The 17,127-nt window shown below is 72.1% G+C and carries 16 protein-coding genes; 12 read left to right on the forward strand and 4 right to left on the reverse strand.

Annotated features, from left to right (window positions below; all coding sequences use genetic code 11):
• The first annotated feature begins 33 nt into the window (after window positions 1-33).
• Entirely contained in the window at window positions 34-1,506 is a 1,473-nt protein-coding gene (locus tag ACFY7C_RS25850; RefSeq protein WP_389654736.1) for an aminopeptidase P family protein, read from the forward strand.
• 98 nt (window positions 1,507-1,604) lie between these two features.
• Here ACFY7C_RS25850 and ACFY7C_RS25855 read toward each other — a convergent pair whose 3' ends face one another.
• Complete coding sequence (locus tag ACFY7C_RS25855; RefSeq protein ID WP_389654738.1) at window positions 1,605-2,060, reverse strand: ATP-binding protein; 456 nt, start codon at window positions 2,058-2,060, stop codon at window positions 1,605-1,607.
• 218 nt (window positions 2,061-2,278) lie between these two features.
• Between ACFY7C_RS25855 and ACFY7C_RS25860 the strand changes: the two genes are divergently transcribed.
• From ACFY7C_RS25860 to ACFY7C_RS25900, 9 genes are all read left to right on the forward strand, one after another.
• Complete coding sequence (locus ACFY7C_RS25860) at window positions 2,279-3,130, forward strand: hypothetical protein (protein ID WP_389654740.1); 852 nt, start codon at window positions 2,279-2,281, stop codon at window positions 3,128-3,130.
• 153 nt (window positions 3,131-3,283) lie between these two features.
• Window positions 3,284-4,063: a YcnI family protein gene (locus tag ACFY7C_RS25865; RefSeq protein ID WP_389654742.1), complete on the forward strand. Its 780-nt coding sequence runs from the start codon at window positions 3,284-3,286 to the stop codon at window positions 4,061-4,063.
• A 31-nt stretch (window positions 4,064-4,094) separates the two neighbouring features.
• Window positions 4,095-4,838, forward strand: coding sequence for an SCO family protein (locus ACFY7C_RS25870; protein ID WP_389654744.1), 744 nt, complete (start codon window positions 4,095-4,097; stop codon window positions 4,836-4,838).
• Window positions 4,835-5,311 carry a copper chaperone PCu(A)C gene (locus ACFY7C_RS25875; protein ID WP_389654746.1) on the forward strand — a complete coding sequence of 159 codons (477 nt, stop codon included), beginning with the start codon at window positions 4,835-4,837 and terminating at the stop codon, window positions 5,309-5,311. The genes ACFY7C_RS25870 and ACFY7C_RS25875 overlap by 4 nt, the downstream gene beginning before the upstream one ends.
• A gap of 26 nt (window positions 5,312-5,337) precedes the next feature.
• On the forward strand, window positions 5,338-7,326 hold the full coding sequence (locus ACFY7C_RS25880) for a copper resistance protein CopC (protein WP_389654748.1): 1,989 nt from the start codon (window positions 5,338-5,340) through the stop codon (window positions 7,324-7,326).
• A 4-nt stretch (window positions 7,327-7,330) separates the two neighbouring features.
• Entirely contained in the window at window positions 7,331-8,623 is a 1,293-nt protein-coding gene (gene efeB / locus ACFY7C_RS25885; protein ID WP_389654750.1) for an iron uptake transporter deferrochelatase/peroxidase subunit, read from the forward strand.
• Window positions 8,624-8,663: 40 nt separating this feature from the next.
• Window positions 8,664-9,599: a prephenate dehydratase gene (gene pheA / locus ACFY7C_RS25890; RefSeq protein ID WP_389654752.1), complete on the forward strand. Its 936-nt coding sequence runs from the start codon at window positions 8,664-8,666 to the stop codon at window positions 9,597-9,599.
• Window positions 9,600-9,924: 325 nt separating this feature from the next.
• Complete coding sequence (serS, locus tag ACFY7C_RS25895; RefSeq protein ID WP_389654754.1) at window positions 9,925-11,214, forward strand: serine--tRNA ligase; 1,290 nt, start codon at window positions 9,925-9,927, stop codon at window positions 11,212-11,214.
• Complete coding sequence (locus tag ACFY7C_RS25900; RefSeq protein WP_389654756.1) at window positions 11,211-12,017, forward strand: HAD family hydrolase; 807 nt, start codon at window positions 11,211-11,213, stop codon at window positions 12,015-12,017. Before serS ends, ACFY7C_RS25900 begins: the two co-directional genes overlap by 4 nt.
• A gap of 84 nt (window positions 12,018-12,101) precedes the next feature.
• Here the strand turns inward: ACFY7C_RS25900 and ACFY7C_RS25905 are convergent, their stop codons facing one another.
• On the reverse strand, window positions 12,102-12,767 hold the full coding sequence (locus tag ACFY7C_RS25905; protein ID WP_389654758.1) for a rhomboid-like protein: 666 nt from the start codon (window positions 12,765-12,767) through the stop codon (window positions 12,102-12,104).
• Between the two features lie 22 nt (window positions 12,768-12,789).
• Window positions 12,790-14,193 (reverse strand): dihydrolipoyl dehydrogenase, encoded by a 1,404-nt coding sequence (gene lpdA / locus ACFY7C_RS25910; RefSeq protein ID WP_389654760.1) that lies wholly within the window; start codon window positions 14,191-14,193, stop codon window positions 12,790-12,792.
• 139 nt (window positions 14,194-14,332) lie between these two features.
• On the opposite strand from lpdA, the gene ACFY7C_RS25915 reads away from it, so the two are divergent.
• Window positions 14,333-15,037: a FadR/GntR family transcriptional regulator gene (locus tag ACFY7C_RS25915; protein ID WP_389654762.1), complete on the forward strand. Its 705-nt coding sequence runs from the start codon at window positions 14,333-14,335 to the stop codon at window positions 15,035-15,037.
• A 71-nt stretch (window positions 15,038-15,108) separates the two neighbouring features.
• The gene (locus tag ACFY7C_RS25920) at window positions 15,109-16,359 is read left to right on the forward strand and encodes a CynX/NimT family MFS transporter (protein WP_389655648.1); all 1,251 of its coding nucleotides are present in this window, start codon (window positions 15,109-15,111) and stop codon (window positions 16,357-16,359) included.
• Window positions 16,360-16,393: 34 nt separating this feature from the next.
• Here the strand turns inward: ACFY7C_RS25920 and ACFY7C_RS25925 are convergent, their stop codons facing one another.
• Complete coding sequence (locus tag ACFY7C_RS25925) at window positions 16,394-17,113, reverse strand: ABC transporter permease (protein ID WP_389654764.1); 720 nt, start codon at window positions 17,111-17,113, stop codon at window positions 16,394-16,396.
• Window positions 17,114-17,127: the final 14 nt, after the last annotated feature.

Genomic DNA, 17,127 nt, shown 5'->3' on the forward strand with positions numbered 1-17,127 from the left:
GTACCACTGTCGTACCCACAAGGAGGCAGACCCGTGGCCGAGGAGCTCACGCCGGAGAACCCGGAGACCCCGGAGGAATCCGAAGAGCAGCCGATCAAGCAGCGCAAGAACGGCCTGTACCAGGGCGTCTCCGACGAGCTCGCCGAGAACATGAAGTCCGGCTGGGCCGACACCGAGCTGCACGGCCTGGAGCCGATCGCCCAGGCCGCCCACACCGCCGCCCGGCGCGCCGCGCTGTCCGCCCGCTTCCCGGGCGAGCGCCTGGTGATCCCGGCCGGCAACCTGAAGACCAGGTCGAACGACACGGAGTACAGCTTCCGCGCCTCCACCGAGTACGCCTACCTCACCGGTGACCAGACGCACGACGGCGTGCTCGTGCTCGAGCCGGTCAAGGGCGGCGGTCACCAGGCCACGGTCTACCTGCTGCCGCGCTCGGACCGTGAGAACGGCGAGTTCTGGCTCGACGGCATGGGCGAGCTGTGGGTCGGCCGCCGTCACTCCCTCGCCGAGGCGGAGCAGCTGCTCGGCATCCCGGCGAAGGACGTCCGCGAGCTGCCCGCGTGGCTGAAGGAGGCCACCGGCCCGGTCCGCAACGTCCGCGGCCACGACGCCGGCATCGAGGCCGCGCTCACCGACAAGGTCACCGCCGAGCGCGACGAGGAGCTGCGCGTCTACCTCTCCGAGGCCCGCCTCGTGAAGGACGCGTTCGAGGTCGCCGAGCTGCAGAAGGCCTGCGACTCCACCGCCCGCGGCTTCGAGGACGTCGTCAAGGTCCTCGACAAGGCCGAGGCGACCAGCGAGCGCTACATCGAGGGCACCTTCTTCCTGCGCGCCCGGGTCGAGGGCAACGACGTCGGCTACGGCACCATCGCCGCGGCCGGCCCGCACGCCTGCACCCTCCACTGGGTCCGCAACGACGGCCCGGTCCGCTCCGGCGACCTGCTGCTGCTCGACGCCGGCGTGGAGACCACCGAGCTCTACACCGCCGACGTCACCCGCACCCTGCCGATCAACGGCCGGTTCACGGACGTCCAGCGCAAGATCTACGACGCCGTGTACGAGGCGCAGGAGGCCGGCATCGCCGCGGTGAAGCCCGGTGCGGCCTACCGCGACTTCCACGACGCCGCCCAGCGCGTGCTCGCCGAGAAGCTCGTGGAGTGGGGCCTGGTCGAGGGCCCGGTCGACCGTGTCCTGGAGCTCGGCCTGCAGCGCCGCTGGACCCTGCACGGCACCGGCCACATGCTCGGCATGGACGTCCACGACTGCGCCGCCGCGCGCACCGAGGCCTACGTCGACACCACCCTGGAGCCGGGCATGTGCCTGACCGTGGAGCCCGGGCTCTACTTCCAGGCCGACGACCTGACCGTGCCGGAGGAGTACCGCGGCATCGGCGTCCGGATCGAGGACGACATCCTCGTCACGGAGGACGGCAACCGGAACCTCTCGGAGGCGCTGCCGCGCCGCTCCGACGAGGTCGAGGCGTGGATGGCCGGCCTGAAGGGCTGACCTTCCCAGCTGTACGAGGCCCCCGCCGACCGTCCGTCGGCGGGGGCCTCGCGCGTTCGGGTCAGCGCGTTCACGTCAGCGCGTTCACGTCAGCGCGTTCAGGTCAGCGCGAGCGGGGCGTCCGCCCGCCACTTGATGATCTTGTCGAAGCTGACCAGCGCCCCGCCCCGGCCCGTGCGTCCGAAGTGGACGTGGTCGGCCAGCTCCTCGATCAGCCGCAGGCCGCGGCCGTGCTCGGCGTCGTCGGCGGCGGCCGTACGGCGCTCCACCACCGTGCCGGAGAAGCCCGGCCCCGAGTCGGCCACCTCGATGCGGCAGGTCTCGCCGTCGAGGTAGGCGGTGACGCGGTACGCCTCCGAGGCCGCGCCGCGGCCCTGGGCGTCCCGGCCGCCGTGCTCGACGGCGTTCGCGCAGGCCTCGGTCAGGGCCACCGACAGCTCGTAGGACACGTCGGGATCGACACCGGCGGTCTCCATCGTGCCGAGCAGCAGTCGCCGGGCGAGCGGGACGCTCGCGGCCTCGCGCCGCAGATGCAGGGACCACCAGATGCTCATGCTCCAGCCTCCAGGCTGCGGCTCGACATGCTGCGGCACGACATACCGATACGTATTGCCGTGCCCGGTGGTCCATAAGCCCCCGGGCACGGCAAGTGCGCTCGTTCGGCGGATGCACTCGCCCCGTGCGCGGTGTATGTCGCCCCGAAGGCGCCCAAGCGTGACCTTCCGGACCTGCCGCGTACGGGGGAGGAGCCTGGTGCGATGATGGGCCCGCCATGTCTGCCCCCGCGCTCGCGCCACGCCTGCTGAGGGCCGCGGTGTTCACCGCGGTCTGTGTCGCGCTGTCCGGGCTCGGCCACGCGCTGGCCTCGTGCGCGGGGATCGCCGCGTGGTCGCTGGTCGCCGGCTTCCTCGGCGTCTTCGGACTCACGGTGCTGTTCGCCGGGCGTGAGCGTTCGCTGCCCGCCGTCGTCGGCGCGCTGGTCGGCGGTCAACTCGCCCTGCACGCCCTGTTCGGGCTCGGTCAGCGCCGGCTCTCCGTCGGCCCGCAGGCGGACGAGACCCTGATCCGGCTCGCCGCCAAGCTGGTGTGCGGGCGCGGCGCCACGGCGTTGAGCCCGGCCGACGCGGCCCGGATCGTCGCCGACGCGGGCCTCGCCCCCATCGGGACCGGCGCCGGCGGGATCGGGACCACCGGGGCCGGAGCCACCGCCGTGGCCGGGGTCCATGACCACATGGCCGGGATGACCGGCCTGCCGGGTGCGGCGGGCGCGACCGCGCGGACCGCCGAACTGGTGCCCAGCCTGCCGATGCTGCTCGGCCACCTCCTGGCCGCGCTCGCCACCGGCTGGCTGCTGCGGCGCGGCGACCTCGCCCTCGGCCGGCTCGTCGCGCTGTCCGCGCAGGGCGCCGCCGAGTTCGCCGAGTCCGCGCTCGTACGGTCCCTGCGCGCCGCGCTCCGTCTCGTACGGGCCCTGCTCGCCGGCCTTCCCGGCGTTCCGGCGAACGGACCGGGCGGCCCGGCCCGTACCGCCTTCGACTCCGCGCCGCCGCCGGTGGCCGAGGTGCTCGAGGACACGGTGATCAGGCGCGGCCCGCCGGCCGCCTCCTGCGTCCTCGCAGCCTGACGCGGACCGCTCCACAGGGGGTGGGTCCGCGGTCGTCCGCGCCCGCGCGCGGAACGCCCACCCGCCTTTCGACGTCTTCCGGACGCCCGTTCAGGGATCTCTGTCCGGCGGATGTCTTCCGCACCTCTCCTTGGAGCTGGAGTGTCTTCTGCCATGAGCGTTCTCCGTACGCACCCGTCCCGTACGTTCCTCGCCCGCGCCGCCGTCGCCGGCGGTGTCGCCGCCTCCTCCGTGCTGCTGCTGTCCGGCACCGCCTTCGCGCACGTGAGCGTGCAGCCGCAGGGCGAGGCCGCCAAGGGCGGCTACGCGACCGTCAACGTCAAGGTGCCGAACGAGCGTGACAACGCCTCGACCGTGAAGGTCGAGGTCAACTTCCCGACCGACCACCCGCTGGCCTCCGTGATGCCGCAGCCGGTGCCCGGCTGGAAGGTCGAGGTCACCAAGGCGAAGCTCGCCAAGCCGCTGGAGATCCACGGCAAGAAGATCAACGAGGCCGTCGCCAAGGTCACCTGGACCGCGGACGGTTCGAAGATCGGCCCGGGCCAGTTCCAGCAGTTCCCGCTGTCCCTCGGCCGGCTGCCGGAGGACGCCGACCGGCTCGTGCTCAAGGCGATCCAGACATACGACAACAACGAGGTCGTCCGCTGGATCGAGGAGCCCAAGGAAGGCGCCGCCGAGCCCGAGAACCCGGCTCCGGTCCTGAAGCTGTCCGCCGCGGCCGGCGACCACCACGGCGCCGCCAAGCCCGCCGACGACGACAAGGGCGACAAGCACGACAAGGGCGCCGACAAGGGCGAGAACGGCGGGCACGAGGAGGCCGCGGACTCCGGCTCGACCGATACCGCGGCCCGGGTGCTCGGTGTCGTCGGCATCCTCGTGGGTCTCGCCGGCGTGGCCTTCGGTGTCCTCGCCGGGCGCCGCCGCTCGGCCTGACGGCCTCCGCTCCTCACCCGAAAGAAACACCATGCCCGACAACAAGACAGCTGTTCAGAAGAACGGTGCCGAGGACGGAAGGGACGGCGGCCGCCCCGGCCGCCGTGCCCCGCTGATCGTCGCCGCCGTGGCGATCGTCGCGGCGATCGGCATCACGGCCGCCGTCGGCCTCGGCGGCGGCGACCGGTCCTCCGGCACCGGCAACGCGCCGGTCGCCGAGGTCTCCGGCGGCACGGACACCACCAGGGCGGCCACCGTCCTCGACCGTCCCTTCGCCAAGCCCGAGCTCGTCCTGACGGACACCAAGGGCCAGAAGTTCGACCTGCGCGAGCGCACCAAGGGCAAGCCGACGCTGATCTACTTCGGCTACACCCACTGCCCGGACGTCTGCCCGCTGACCATGAGCAACATCGCCATCGCGCGCAAGCAGCTCCCCAAGGCGGACCAGGACAAGCTCCAGGTCGTCTTCGTCACCACCGACCCGGAGCGGGACACGGCCGCCGAGCTCGGCAAGTGGCTGCCGGCCGCCGGCGACCCGTCCTTCGTCGGGCTCACCGGCGACTTCTCGGCGATCCAGGCCGGCGCCCGCTCGATCGGCATCGGCATCGACCCGCCGAAGAAGGAGAAGGACGGCTCCGTCGTCTCCATGCACGGCGCCCAGGTGATCGCCTTCTCGCCGACGACCGACCAGGGCTATGTCCTGTACGGCGAGGACACCACCGCCGAGCAGTACGCCAAGGACCTGCCGAAGCTCATCAAGGGGGAGAACCCGTGACCCGCCGCACCACCGCCCTGTCCGCCGCCGTCGCCCTCGCCGCCGCGCTCGCCCTGACCGGCTGCTCGTCCGAGGACGGCTCCTCGGGCGGCTCGTCGGCCGGCAAGCCCGAACTCGAGGTGAGCGGCGCGTTCATGCCCCAGCCGGTGATGGACATGGCCGGCGGCTTCCTCACCATCACCAACAGCGGCGACACCGCCGACAAGCTCACCTCCGTCACCAGCGCCCTCTCGGACGACGTCCAGATCCACGAGACGAAGAACCAGAAGATGCGGCAGGTGAAGTCCTTCGACATCCCGGCGAACGGCGAGCTGAGGCTCGAACGCGGCGGGAACCACATCATGTTCATGGGCCTCAAGCAGAAGCCCAGGCAGGGCGAGAAGGTCGCCGTCGAGCTGCACTTCGAGAAGTCCGCCCCCATCAAGGTCGAGCTTCCCGTCGAGGCGCCGAACCACAACCCGAAGCAGCACTGAGCTCGCCCAAGGAAGTGACAGAACCCATGACGACCACCGCCCCGCGCCTCGGGCCGGCCCTCGCCCGGCTGCTGCTCGTCGCCGCCGCGCTCCTGGGCACGCTGCTCGCCACGGCGGGCCCCGCGTCCGCGCACGCGGCGCTGACCGGCAGCGACCCGCAGGACGGGGCGGTGGTCGCCACCGCCCCCAAGGAGGTCAACCTCACCTTCTCCGAGCAGGTCGCCATGAGCGACGACTCCATCCGGGTCCTCGACCCGGCGGGGAAGCGGGTCGACACCGGCGAGATGCGCGACCTGTGCAGCGGCTCGATCGTCCGCTACGGGGTCGCCCTGCGGCCCGGACTGCCCGACGGCACCTACACCGTGGCCTGGCAGACCGTCTCCGCCGACAGCCATCCCATCGCCGGCGCCTTCACCTTCTCCGTCGGGGCGCCCTCCAAGACCTCCGTCGCCCTGCCCGACACGGACGTGGGCGGCGGCTTGGTCGGCGCGCTGTACGGGATCGCGCGCTACCTCGCGTACGGCGCCTTCGTCGTCCTCGTCGGCGGCGGCGCCTTCGTCCTGGTCTGCTGGCCGCGCGGGGCCGCCGTGCGCCCGGTGCAGCGGCTGGTGGTCCGGGGCTGGCTCGCACTGACCGGGGCCACCCTCGCGCTGCTGCTGCTCCGTCACCCGTACACCCGCACGGGCCGGCTCGGGGACGTCTTCGACCTGGACGGGCTGCGGGCCGTCCTGGAGACCAAGACCGGGGCCGCGCTCTCCTCGCGGCTGCTGCTGCTCGGCGCGGCGGCGCTCTTCGTGGCCGTGCTGTTCGGCGCGTACGCCCGGCGGTCGGACGAGAAGGAGCACCGGGACCTCACGTTCGGGCTCGCCATCGGCGGCACCGTCGTCGCGGCCGGCATCGCCGGTACGTGGGCGCTCGCCGAGCACGCCTCGACCGGGCTGCAGCCGGGCATCGCCATGCCGGTCGACATCCTGCACCTGCTGGCGGTCGCGGCCTGGCTCGGCGGTCTGACCGCCCTGCTCGTCGCCCTCCAGTGGGGCCCGCCGATGGAGCGTTCGGCGGTCGAGCGCTACTCGACGATGGCGTTCGGCTCCGTCGTCGTCCTGGCCGTCACCGGGATCTACCAGTCCTGGCGGCAGGTCGGCACCTGGTCGGCGCTGACCGACACCCGCTACGGGCAGCTGCTCCTGGTCAAGATCGGTCTGGTCGCGGTCCTGGTGGGCATCGGCTGGGTGTCGCGGCGCTGGGTGCGGCGGCTCGGCGAGCCGACGGCGGAGGCGGAGGCGGGTCCGGAAGCGGGTCCGGAGGCGGGTCCGGAGGCGGGTCCGGAGGAAAAGCCCTCGGAGGAGAAGACCGGCCCGGACGAGGAGCCTTCGGACGAGGCCGCCGACGAGGCTTCGGAGGGGGCCCCTGAGGAGCCCTCGGGCGCGGTCGACCCCGAGCGGGCCGAGCAGCTCGCGCGGCAGCGTGCCGCCGTCGCCGTCGCGCGGCGGAAGAAGGAGCGGGACGCCGACCCGGAGCGGGCCGGACTACGCCGTTCCGTGCTCACGGAGGCGGCCGTCGCCGTCGTCCTGCTCGCGGTGACGACCGTACTGACCTCCACCGAGCCCGCCCGCACCGAGGTGGAGGCGGGCAAGGGCGGTTCCACGGCCGGCGCGGCCGCCGTCCCCGACCGCCCGATCGACGTCCGGCTGCCCTTCGACACCGGCGGTGTCGACGGCAAGGGCACCGTGCAGATCACCCTCGACCCGGGCCGGACCGGCGCCAACGCGCTGCACCTCTATGTGCTGCGGCCCAACGGCCGGGCGTTGGACGTCCCCGAGGTGAAGCTGGCCTTCACCCTCGCGGAGAAGGACGTCGGCCCACTGCCGGTGCTGCCGGACCGGATCCAGACCGGACACTGGACGGCGAGCGGCGTCCAGCTGCCGATGTCGGGCGAGTGGCTGATGCAGGTGACCATCCGCACCTCCGACATCGACCAGACCACCATCGAGAAGAACGTGAAGATCGGCTGATCCCGTGAGCAAGACAGAGACAGAGACCCGGTCCGAGGACCCGGAGAACGAGGACAGGCTGGAGATCTCCCGGCGTCGTGTGCTCGGCACCGTCGGGGCGGCCGGCGCGGCCGGACTGGTGATCGGCGCGGCCGGCGGCGTCGGCATCTCCGCGGCGACGTCCGACGGCGCCTCCTCCTCCGGCTCGCCCGCCCTCACCACGGTCGGTTCGACCGAGGTGATGTTTCACGGGAAACATCAAGCGGGGATCACCACTCCGCTTCAGTCCCGTGGCCATCTGGTCGCCTTCGACCTCGTCCCGGGCGCGGGCCGCAAGGAGGCCGCCGCGCTGCTGCGCCGCTGGTCGGCCACGGCCGGGGCACTGATGGCGGGCGAGCCGTCGACCGACGACACCGGCATCGCCCTGGACGCCGGCCCGTCGTCCCTGACGGTCACCTTCGGCTTCGGCCGCACCTTCTTCGACCGCACCGGGCTGACCGCCCGCCGTCCGACGCAGCTCGACCCGCTGCCCGCCTTCTCCTCCGACGCCCTCGACCCGAAGCGTTCGGAGGGCGATCTGTGGGTACAGATCGGCGCCGATGACGCGCTCGTCGCCTTCCACGCGCTGCGCGCGCTCCAGAAGGACGCGGCCGGGGCGGCCCGGGTGCGCTGGCAGATGAACGGCTTCAACCGCTCGGCCGGTGCCACGGCCCGGCCGATGACGGCGCGGAACCTGATGGGCCAGGTCGACGGCACCGGCAACCCCAAGCCGTCCGACCCCGACTTCGACCGGCGGATCTTCGTGCAGCAGGGCGCGCCCGGCGCACAGGACTGGATGGCGGGCGGTTCGTACGCGGTCGTCCGGCGGATCCGGATGCTCCTGGACGACTGGGAGCGGCTGCCGCTGGACAAGCAGGAGAAGGTGATCGGCCGGCGGAAGGCGGACGGTGCGCCGCTGACCGGCGGAACGGAGACCACCGAGCTGGATCTGGACCGGATCGGCCCGGACGGCAAGGCCGTCATCCCCGACAACGCCCACTCCCGGATCTCCGCCCCCGAACAGAACGGCGGGGCGGCGATGCTGCGCCGGCCGTTCTCCTTCCACGACGGCATCGGGCCGGACGGGACGCCGGACGCCGGGCTGCTCTTCGTCTGCTGGCAGGCGGACCCGCTGCGGGGCTTCGTCCCGGTGCAGCGCAAGCTCGACCGGGGCGACGCCCTGTCCCCGTTCATCCGGCACGAGTCGAGCGGTCTGTTCGCGGTGCCGGGCGGGGCCGCGAAGGGCGAGTACGTGGGGCAGCGGCTGCTCGAGTCCTGACCGGAGGCCGTGGCGGACCGGCTGCCATTAGGGTGACCGTATGTCAGCCACCCGGTATACGTATCTCGGTCCCGAAGGCACCTTCACGGAGGCCGCGCTGCGTACGCTGCCCGAGGCCGCGACGCGGGAGCTCGTGCCGATGGTCTCGGTGCCGGCCGCGCTGGACGCCGTGCGCAACGGCGAGGCGGCCGCCGCGCTGGTGCCGATCGAGAACTCGGTCGAGGGCGGCGTGACCGCGACGATCGACGAGCTGGCCTCGGGCGAGCCGCTGATGATCTACCGCGAGGTGGTCCTGCCGATCGCCTTCGCGCTGCTCGTACGGCCCGCGACCACGCTCTCGGAGATCAAGACGGTCACCGGGCATCCGGTGGCCCAGCCGCAGGTGCGGAACTGGCTGCGGGCCCATCTGCCGGAGGCGGTGTGGGAGTCGGCCGCCTCGAACGCGGACGGGGCCCGGCTGGTGCAGGAGGGCCGCTTCGACGCGGCCTTCGCGGGCGAGTTCGCGGCGGCGACCTACGGTCTGGAGGCCCTGGTCACCGAGATCCACGACGCCGAGAACGCGGAGACGCGGTTCGTGCTCGTGGGCCGGCCGGCCCGCCCCGCGGCGCCGACGGGGGCGGACAAGACCTCCGTGGTGCTGTGGCTGGGCGACGACCATCCCGGCGCCCTGCTGGAACTCCTCCAGGAATTCGCGGTGCGCGGGGTCAACCTGATGCTGATCCAGTCGCGGCCGACCGGTGCGGGTATCGGAAACTACTGCTTCGCCGTCGACGCCGAGGGGCATATCGCGGACCGGCGGGTCGGCGAGGCGCTGATGGGTCTGAAGCGGATCTGTCCCAAGGTGCGGTTCCTCGGTTCGTATCCGCGGGCGGGCGTCGCGGTCGAGGACGTACGGGCGCTGCGGCGCGGCACCTCGGACGCGGAGTTCACCGAGGCGTCCGACTGGCTGGCCCGGGTCCAGGACGGCCGGGCCTGATCCACAGAGTTATCCACAGGGGCGCCGCCCGGCCTGAGGACAAGTCGACAAGCGCGCGGAACCGGGTCGACAAATCGCTGTCACCCCTGGTCCGAAAGGCCACTCTTGGGGAGAGCAATTCCCACTCGAAGGGGTGGGAAAATGACCGCGAAGATCGACGATCATCATCGTCCACAGATCTTTCGCACACCCTGTGGATAACTCTTCGCCCACTCTTCGCCTTACCTCCGAGCGAAATCCTCGAAAAACAAAGCAATTCGGGCAAAGCGACACGCATTGCTATATCGGGTAGGGCCCGTACCAGCCGCACCGGTAGCCTGGTGGGGTGATTGACCTTCGCCTGCTCCGTGAGGACCCCGACCGTGTTCGCGCCTCCCAGCGCGCCCGTGGAGAGGACGTCGCGCTCGTCGACGCCCTGCTCTTGGCCGACGAGCGGCGCAGGTCGTCCGGCGTCCGCTTCGACGAGCTCCGTTCCGAGCAGAAGGCGCTCGGCAAGCTGATCCCCAAGGCCTCCCCCGAGGAGCGCGCCGAGCTCCTCCAGAAGGCCGAGCAGCTCAAGACCGACGTCAAGGCCGCCGAGGCCGAGCAGAACGAGGCCGACGAGACGGCCCGCGCGCTGCTGCTCCAGCTCGGCAACCTCGTCCACCCGGACGTGCCCGTCGGCGGCGAGGAGGACTTCGTCGTCCTCGAGACGCACGGCACCATCCGCGACTTCGCGGCCGAGGGCTTCGAGCCCAGGGACCACCTGGAGCTCGGCGAGGCGCTCGGCGCCATCGACGTCGAGCGCGGAGCCAAGGTCTCCGGCTCGCGCTTCTACTACCTGACCGGCGTCGGCGCGCTCCTGGAGCTCGCCCTCGTCAACGCGGCGATCGCCCAGGCCACCGAGGCCGGCTTCATCCCGATGCTCACCCCCGCGCTGGTCCGCCCGCGCGCCATGGAGGGCACCGGCTTCCTCGGCCAGGCCGCGGAGAACGTGTACCACCTGGAGAAGGACGACTACTACCTGGTCGGCACCTCCGAGGTCCCGCTCGCCGCGTACCACATGGACGAGATCATCGAGGCCGACAAGCTGCCGCTGCGGTACGCCGGCTTCTCGCCGTGCTTCCGCCGCGAGGCCGGCACGTACGGCAAGGACACCCGCGGCATCTTCCGCGTCCACCAGTTCGACAAGGTCGAGATGTTCTCGTACGTCGCTCCGGAGGACGCCGAGGCCGAGCACAAGCGCCTCCTGGACTGGGAGAAGCAGTGGCTGACCTCCCTGGAGCTGCCGTTCCAGGTGATCGACGTCGCCACCGGCGACCTGGGCGCCTCCGCCTCGCGCAAGTTCGACTGCGAGGCCTGGATCCCGACCCAGGGCAAGTACCGCGAGCTGACCTCGGCGTCCAACTGCGACAGCTTCCAGGCACGCCGTCTGTCCGTCCGCCTGCGCGACGACAAGGACGGCAAGAAGGTCGTGCAGCCGCTGGCCACCCTGAACGGCACGCTGTGCGCCGTCCCGCGCACCATCGTGGCGATCCTGGAGAACCACCAGCTGGCCGACGGCTCGGTGCGGGTGCCCGAGGTGCTGCGCCCCTACCTCGGCGGCCGTGAGGTCCTGGAGCCGATCTCCAAGTGAGTTCCTTCCCCTACCGCCTGGTCGCGACGGACCTCGACGGCACGCTGCTGCGGGCCGACGAGTCCGTTTCGGACCGTACGCGGGACGCGCTCGCCGCCGCGACGGCGGCGGGCGCCGCGCACATCGTGGTCACCGGCCGGGCGGTGCCCTGGACCCGGCACATCCTCGACGACCTCGGCTACGAGGGGCTCGCGGTGTGCGGACAGGGCGCACAGGTCTACCACGCCGGCGAGCACCGGCTGCTGACCTCGCTCACCCTCGACCGGCAGCTCGCCGGGCTCGCCCTCTCCAAGATCGAGGCGGAGGTCGGGCCGCTGGCCGTGGCCGCCAGCCGCGACGGGCTGGAGGGCGAGGTCCTGATCGGCCCCGGCTACCGGGTCCAGGAGGGCCCGCTGCCCTACCTGCCGTACGAGGACCCCATGGAGCTGTGGTCGGCGCCGCTGACCAAGCTGTACGTCCAGCACCCGACGCTCGGCGACGACGAGCTGACCCGGATCGCCCGCGCGACCGTCGGCGCCCTCGTCGACGTCGTCATGGCGGGCGCGGGCATCGTGGAGATCCTTCCGCTCGGCCTGAGCAAGGCCACCGGTCTGTCGCTCGCCGCCCGCCGGCTCGGGGTGAAGGCCGCGGAGACGATCGCGTTCGGCGACATGCCCAACGACATCCCGATGTTCGGCTGGGCGGCCCACGGCGTGGCCATGGCCAACGCCCACGAGGAGCTGAAGGCGGTGGCCGACGAGGTCACGGCCTCGAACGAGGAGGACGGCATCGCCGTCGTCCTGGAGCGTCTGCTCCAGGCGTAGAACGCACCGGAGGTACGTGGAGCGGGGCGGCCCGCGCGGTTCGCCTCCGCGCGCTCGAAGCGGCCGCCCCGTTCCCGTACCCCCTCAGTGTGCGCCCGGCCGCCCCGGCCCCACCAGCGGTTTTCGTCCGGGCCCCGTCCGGGTCAGCGGCCAGAACGCGAGCCCGACGACCAGCGAGATCGCGTGGCCCAGGTCGGTGTACGTGTGCTGGGTGACCAGCGGGACGGCGAAGAAGGCGACCGCACCCGCGAGGTAGAACCAGCGCCAGGGCCGGGCGAGGCGGTAGGTGAGGACGCCGACCGAGGCGGCGAGGCCGTAGCTCACCCCGATGTCGACGACATGGGCCATGCTGCGCGGCACGTCGTGGTCCTGGATCGCCTCCAGGACCACCTTCTGGCTGATGAGGGTGGCCGCGATGTGCGCGGTGGCGACGACGGCCAGCCATCCGAGGGTGCCGAGCCACCGCTCCACCGGCGCGTGGAAGACCTCGAACAGCACCACGTAGAGCAGCAGGCTCCGCGGGTCCTCGATCCAGAAGGCGCTGCCCAGCAGCGCGCGCAGCGGGTGGCGGGAGAGCTCGTACAGATTGCTGCTGTGGCGGTGCAGCAGGGCGTGCTCGAGGCCGTCCGAGGAGAGCGCGATGACCAGGCTGGTGAGCGCGATGACGGCGAGCCACACATGCGTACCGGGTGACGAACGCACCCACGACCTGATCGGCCGGGACGGTTCGCCACCCGGGGCGCGGGACATGAGGGGGAGACCTCGGGAAACCTCAGAAGTTGATCATGTGTCCGGCGATGCCGTGGATCGCTTCCTTCACGGCCTCGCCCAGCGTCGGGTGGGCGTGGACGTTGCGGGCGACCTCGTGGACGGTGAGGTCCCACTGCTGCGCCAGGGTGAGCTCGGGCAGCAGTTCGGTGACGTCCGGGCCGATCAGGTGGGCACCGATGATCTCGCCGTACTTGGCGTCGGCGACGATCTTGACGAAGCCGGTCGAGTCGCCGAGGCCGTGCGCCTTGCCGTTCGCCATGAACGGGAACTTGGCGACCTTGACGTCGTAGCCCTTCTCGCGGGCCTGCGCCTCGGTGTAGCCGAAGCTGGCGATCTGCGGCTGGCAGTAGGTCGCGCGCGGGATCATGGCGTAGTCGAGCTCCATGGTCTCGGCGTCCGCGATCGTCTCGGCGGCGATCACGCCCATGGCCTCGGCGGTGTGCGCGAGCATCAGCTTCGCGGTGACGTCACCGATGGCGTAGATGTGCGGCACGGAGGTGCGGGAGCGGCCGTCGACGTCGATGGCGCCGCGCTCGGTGAGGGCGACACCGGTGTTCTCGAGGCCGTAGCCGGAGACGTTCGGCGCGAAGCCGATGGCCTGCAGGACCTTGTCGGCCTCCAGGACCTTGCTCGTGCCGTCCTTGGCGGTGACGGTGACGCGGACCTGCGGGCCGGACTCGTCGATGGCGTCGACGCGGGTGGAGGTGAGGACGTCGATGCCGAGCTTGCGGTACTGCTTCGCCAGCTCCTTGGACACCTCCTCGTCCTCCAGCGGGGCCATCCGGTCGAGGAACTCGACGATGGTGACCTTGGTGCCGTAGTTGTTCAGCACGTACGCGAACTCGATGCCGATCGCGCCGGCGCCGGCGATGACGATCGACTTCGGGGCGTCCTCGGCGAGGATCTGCTGCTCGTAGGAGACGACGCGGTCGCTCAGCGAGGTGCCGGGCAGCAGCCGCGGGGTGGCGCCGGTGGCGATGATGCAGTTGTCGAACGTGATCGTCTGCGTGGTGCCGTCGGACTTCGCCACCTGCAGGGTGTTCGCGTCGAGGAAGGTGCCCCGGCCGTCGAACTCGGTGATCCCGTTCTTCTTCATGAGGAAGTGGACGCCCTTGACGCGGCCGTCCGCGACCGTGCGGCTGCGGCGGAACGCCTCGCCGTAGTCGAAGGAGACGGTGCCGTCGACCTTGATGCCGAACGTCTTGGCCTCGTGGTTGAAGATGTGGGCCAGCTCGGCGTTGCGCAGCAGCGCCTTGGTGGGGATGCAGCCGACGTTCAGGCAGACACCGCCCCAGTACTTCTCCTCGACGACCGCGACCCGCTTGCCCAGCTGGGCGGCGCGGATGGCGGCGACGTAGCCGCCGGGGCCAGCTCCGAGTACGACGACGTCGAAGCGGTCTGACATGACTGACTCCCGAGGGTGGTGAGGGTGTTCGGTCGCGTACGAGTCCAGCGAGTCCACGTACGAGGCAACAGTAGTCCCGGAGCGCCGGAGCGTCAGTTGTAGGATGACTGGGCAAGCGGATGAATGAGGGTGTACGGACATGGCACTGAAGGCGGCGGGACGCACCTCGCTGGTGGACTCGGTCGTGGAGCAGCTGCGGGCCCAGCTCGCCGAGGGCGCGTGGGCGGTCGGCGACCGCATCCCCACCGAGCACGAGCTGGCCCAGACGCTCGGCGTGGGCCGCAACACCGTCCGCGAGGCCGTCCGGGTGCTGGTCCACTCCGGGCTCCTGGAGTCCCGGCAGGGCAACGGCACCTTCGTCAGGTCGACCGCCGACCCGGCGGCCGTGCTGCACGGCGTACGGCACGCGGGCGCCCGGGACGTGCTGGAGCTGCGGGTCGCCCTGGAGGCGGAGGCGGCCCGGCTCGCCGCGGTCCGCCGGGACACCCACGACCTGCTGCGGCTGCGGGCGGCGCTCACGGGCCTGCGTGAGGAGGGCGACCGTGACGCGGACGCCGACCTCGCCTTCCACCTCGCGGTCGTCGAGGCCACCCACAACACGGCCTTCCGCGAGGTCTACCGCTTCTTCTCCGCCCAGGTGCACGAGGTCCTGGTGCACGCGCTCGGCGACCGCGCGATGCCGCCGGTCGACATCGACGCGCACGAGGCCCTCGTCGCGGCCATCGAGGCGGGGGACGCGGACGCGGCCGAGGCGGGGGCGCGCGAGCTGCTGCGGGTGCCGATGGAGACGGTGGCGGCGCTGGCGGCGGAAGCGGCGGAAGCGGCGAAGGCGGGGTCGCGGTGACGCCCTCGGACACCGAGCCGCTGCTCGACACGGAGGCCGGGGGCCGGGCCGCCCAGGCGGGGGTCAGGCCCGTGGGGGTCGGGGCCCGTGCCGTCGAGGCAGGAGGCCGGCTCTCCTCCGTCGCGACGGCCGGGCGGCGCGCGCCGCTCGCCCACCCGGTCCTGCTGCTCGTCGGCATCGTGCTCGCCTCGCTGAACATGCGGGCCGCGCTGGCGAGCGTGTCGCCGCTGGTGGGGGAGCTGGCGGAGGCGTACGGGCTGTCCTCGGCCGCGAGTTCCCTGGTGACCTCGGTGCCGGTGCTCTTCCTGGGTCTCGGCGCGCTGGTGGCGCCCTGGCTCGGCCGGCGCCTCGGCGCCGAACGGGTGCTGTTCGCCGCCCTGTTGCTGCTGGGCGGCGGCATCCTGGTGCGGGTCCTGCCGTCGGCGGCGGCGCTCACTTACGGCGGGGTGCTGGTCGGCACGGCCATCGCCCTGCTGAACGTGCTGATGCCGGGCCTGATCAAGCGGGACTTCCCCGACCGGGCCGCGTCGATGACCTCCGTCTACACGGGCGCGATGATCGCGGGCGCCACGGTCGTCGCCGCCTCCTCGGTGCCGCTGGAGCGGGCGCTGGGCGGCTGGCGGGCCTCGCTCGGCTTCTGGTCGCTGCTCGCGGTGGTCGCGGCCGTCGCCTGGCTGCCGCAGGTGCTGGTCGCCCGGGGCCGTTCGGGGCACGGAGCGCGGGCGGCCACGGGCCCCGGCGCGGTGCCGGCCCGGTCGGTGTGGCGGTCGGCGCTGGCATGGCAGGTGACCCTGTTCATGGGCCTGCAGTCGCTGTGGTCGTACGTCCTGATCGCCTGGATGCCGACGATCTTCACGGACCACGGGATGAGCCGCTCCACGGCCGGTGTCGTCTTCGCCTTCAACAACCTGATCCAGGTCGCGGGCGCCTTCGCCGTCCCGCTGCTCGCCGGGCGGATGCGCAGCCAGCGCCCGCTGATCGTGCTGGTCACGACGCTGGTCGCGGCCGGGTACGCGGGACTGATGATCGCGCCGGTGCAGGGCGCCTGGCTCTGGGCGGCGGTCCTCGGGGTGGGCCAGGGCGGGGCGGTGGGCCTCGCGCTCACCCTGATCGTGCTGCGCTCGGGCGACGCGGTGACGGCGGCCCGGCTCTCCGGGATGGCCCAGACCGTCGGCTATCTGCTCGCCGCGGTGGGGCCCTTGGCCGCCGGCGCCCTCCACCAGGCCACCGGCTCCTGGACCTTGCCGATCACCGCCGTCCTCGGCGTCTGCGCCGCGGCGCTGGCGGTGGGCCTGCTGGCGGCCCGGAACCGTACGGTCTGAGGACGCGGACGATCCCGGGCCGCGAGGCCGCCCGCTACTCCTCGCCCGCCAGGGTGAGCGTGCGCAGCTTGTGGCCCGCGAACCAGGTGGCCGCGACCGTCACGGCCGCGAGCAGCACCACCGCCGTGGACAGGCCGACCTCGGAGGAGATCAGTCCGTCTCCGGTGACCTTCTCGGCGAGGGCCAGCGCCCACTGCTGCACGCTCAGCGTCTTGGCGCCCGAGATCAGCGAGCCGAACAGGGCCTCCCAGACCAGGGCGTAGACCAGGCCGATGACGACGGCGTGCCGGCTGACCGTGCCGAGGAGGAGGAAGAGGGCGCTGTAGGCGATGGAGGCCACCAGGGCCGCCACGGTGTAGGCGACCGCCACCTGCTGCCCGTTGCCGTTGAGGATCAGCCCGGCGAGGAAGGTGGGCAGCGCGGAGAACACCATGGTCACCGCGACCGCGACGATCAGCTTGGTGAAGATGATCGTCGGCCGCTTCACCGGCTTGGAGAGGAGATAGACGATCGAGCCGTCGTCGATCTCCGGTCCGATCGCGCCGGTGCCGGCGATCACGCCGATCAACGGCACCATCGTGGCGAGCGCGAATCCGCCGAGGACGTCGGCGGCGACCTGGTCGTCGGCGCCGTTAAAGGCACGGATCGCCGCCGCGATCACGAGCAGCAGGGCGGGCAGCGCGAAGAGGATCAGTGCCCGGCGGCGGCCGAGCAGGGCCCGGTAGGTGAGCCGTGCGACGGTGGGGTTGTACATCTGTCAGGCTCCTT

The organism is Streptomyces sp. NPDC012769, assembly GCF_042901205.1.
Taxonomy (GTDB): domain Bacteria; phylum Actinomycetota; class Actinomycetes; order Streptomycetales; family Streptomycetaceae; genus Streptomyces.

Bases quoted from the DNA above. Each gene is read 5' to 3' on its own strand.
- pheA (WP_389654752.1), top strand. From the start codon at position 8,664: ATGTCAGCCACCCGGTATACGTATCTCGGTCCCGAAGGCACCTTCACG.
- ACFY7C_RS25855 (WP_389654738.1), bottom strand. From the start codon at position 2,060: ATGAGCATCTGGTGGTCCCTGCATCTGCGGCGCGAGGCCGCGAGCGTC.
- ACFY7C_RS25880 (WP_389654748.1), top strand. From the start codon at position 5,338: ATGACGACCACCGCCCCGCGCCTCGGGCCGGCCCTCGCCCGGCTGCTG.
- ACFY7C_RS25905 (WP_389654758.1), bottom strand. From the start codon at position 12,767: ATGTCCCGCGCCCCGGGTGGCGAACCGTCCCGGCCGATCAGGTCGTGG.
- lpdA (WP_389654760.1), bottom strand. From the start codon at position 14,193: ATGTCAGACCGCTTCGACGTCGTCGTACTCGGAGCTGGCCCCGGCGGC.
- ACFY7C_RS25925 (WP_389654764.1), bottom strand. From the start codon at position 17,113: ATGTACAACCCCACCGTCGCACGGCTCACCTACCGGGCCCTGCTCGGC.
- ACFY7C_RS25860 (WP_389654740.1), top strand. From the start codon at position 2,279: ATGTCTGCCCCCGCGCTCGCGCCACGCCTGCTGAGGGCCGCGGTGTTC.
- ACFY7C_RS25915 (WP_389654762.1), top strand. From the start codon at position 14,333: ATGGCACTGAAGGCGGCGGGACGCACCTCGCTGGTGGACTCGGTCGTG.
- ACFY7C_RS25865 (WP_389654742.1), top strand. From the start codon at position 3,284: ATGAGCGTTCTCCGTACGCACCCGTCCCGTACGTTCCTCGCCCGCGCC.
- ACFY7C_RS25870 (WP_389654744.1), top strand. From the start codon at position 4,095: ATGCCCGACAACAAGACAGCTGTTCAGAAGAACGGTGCCGAGGACGGA.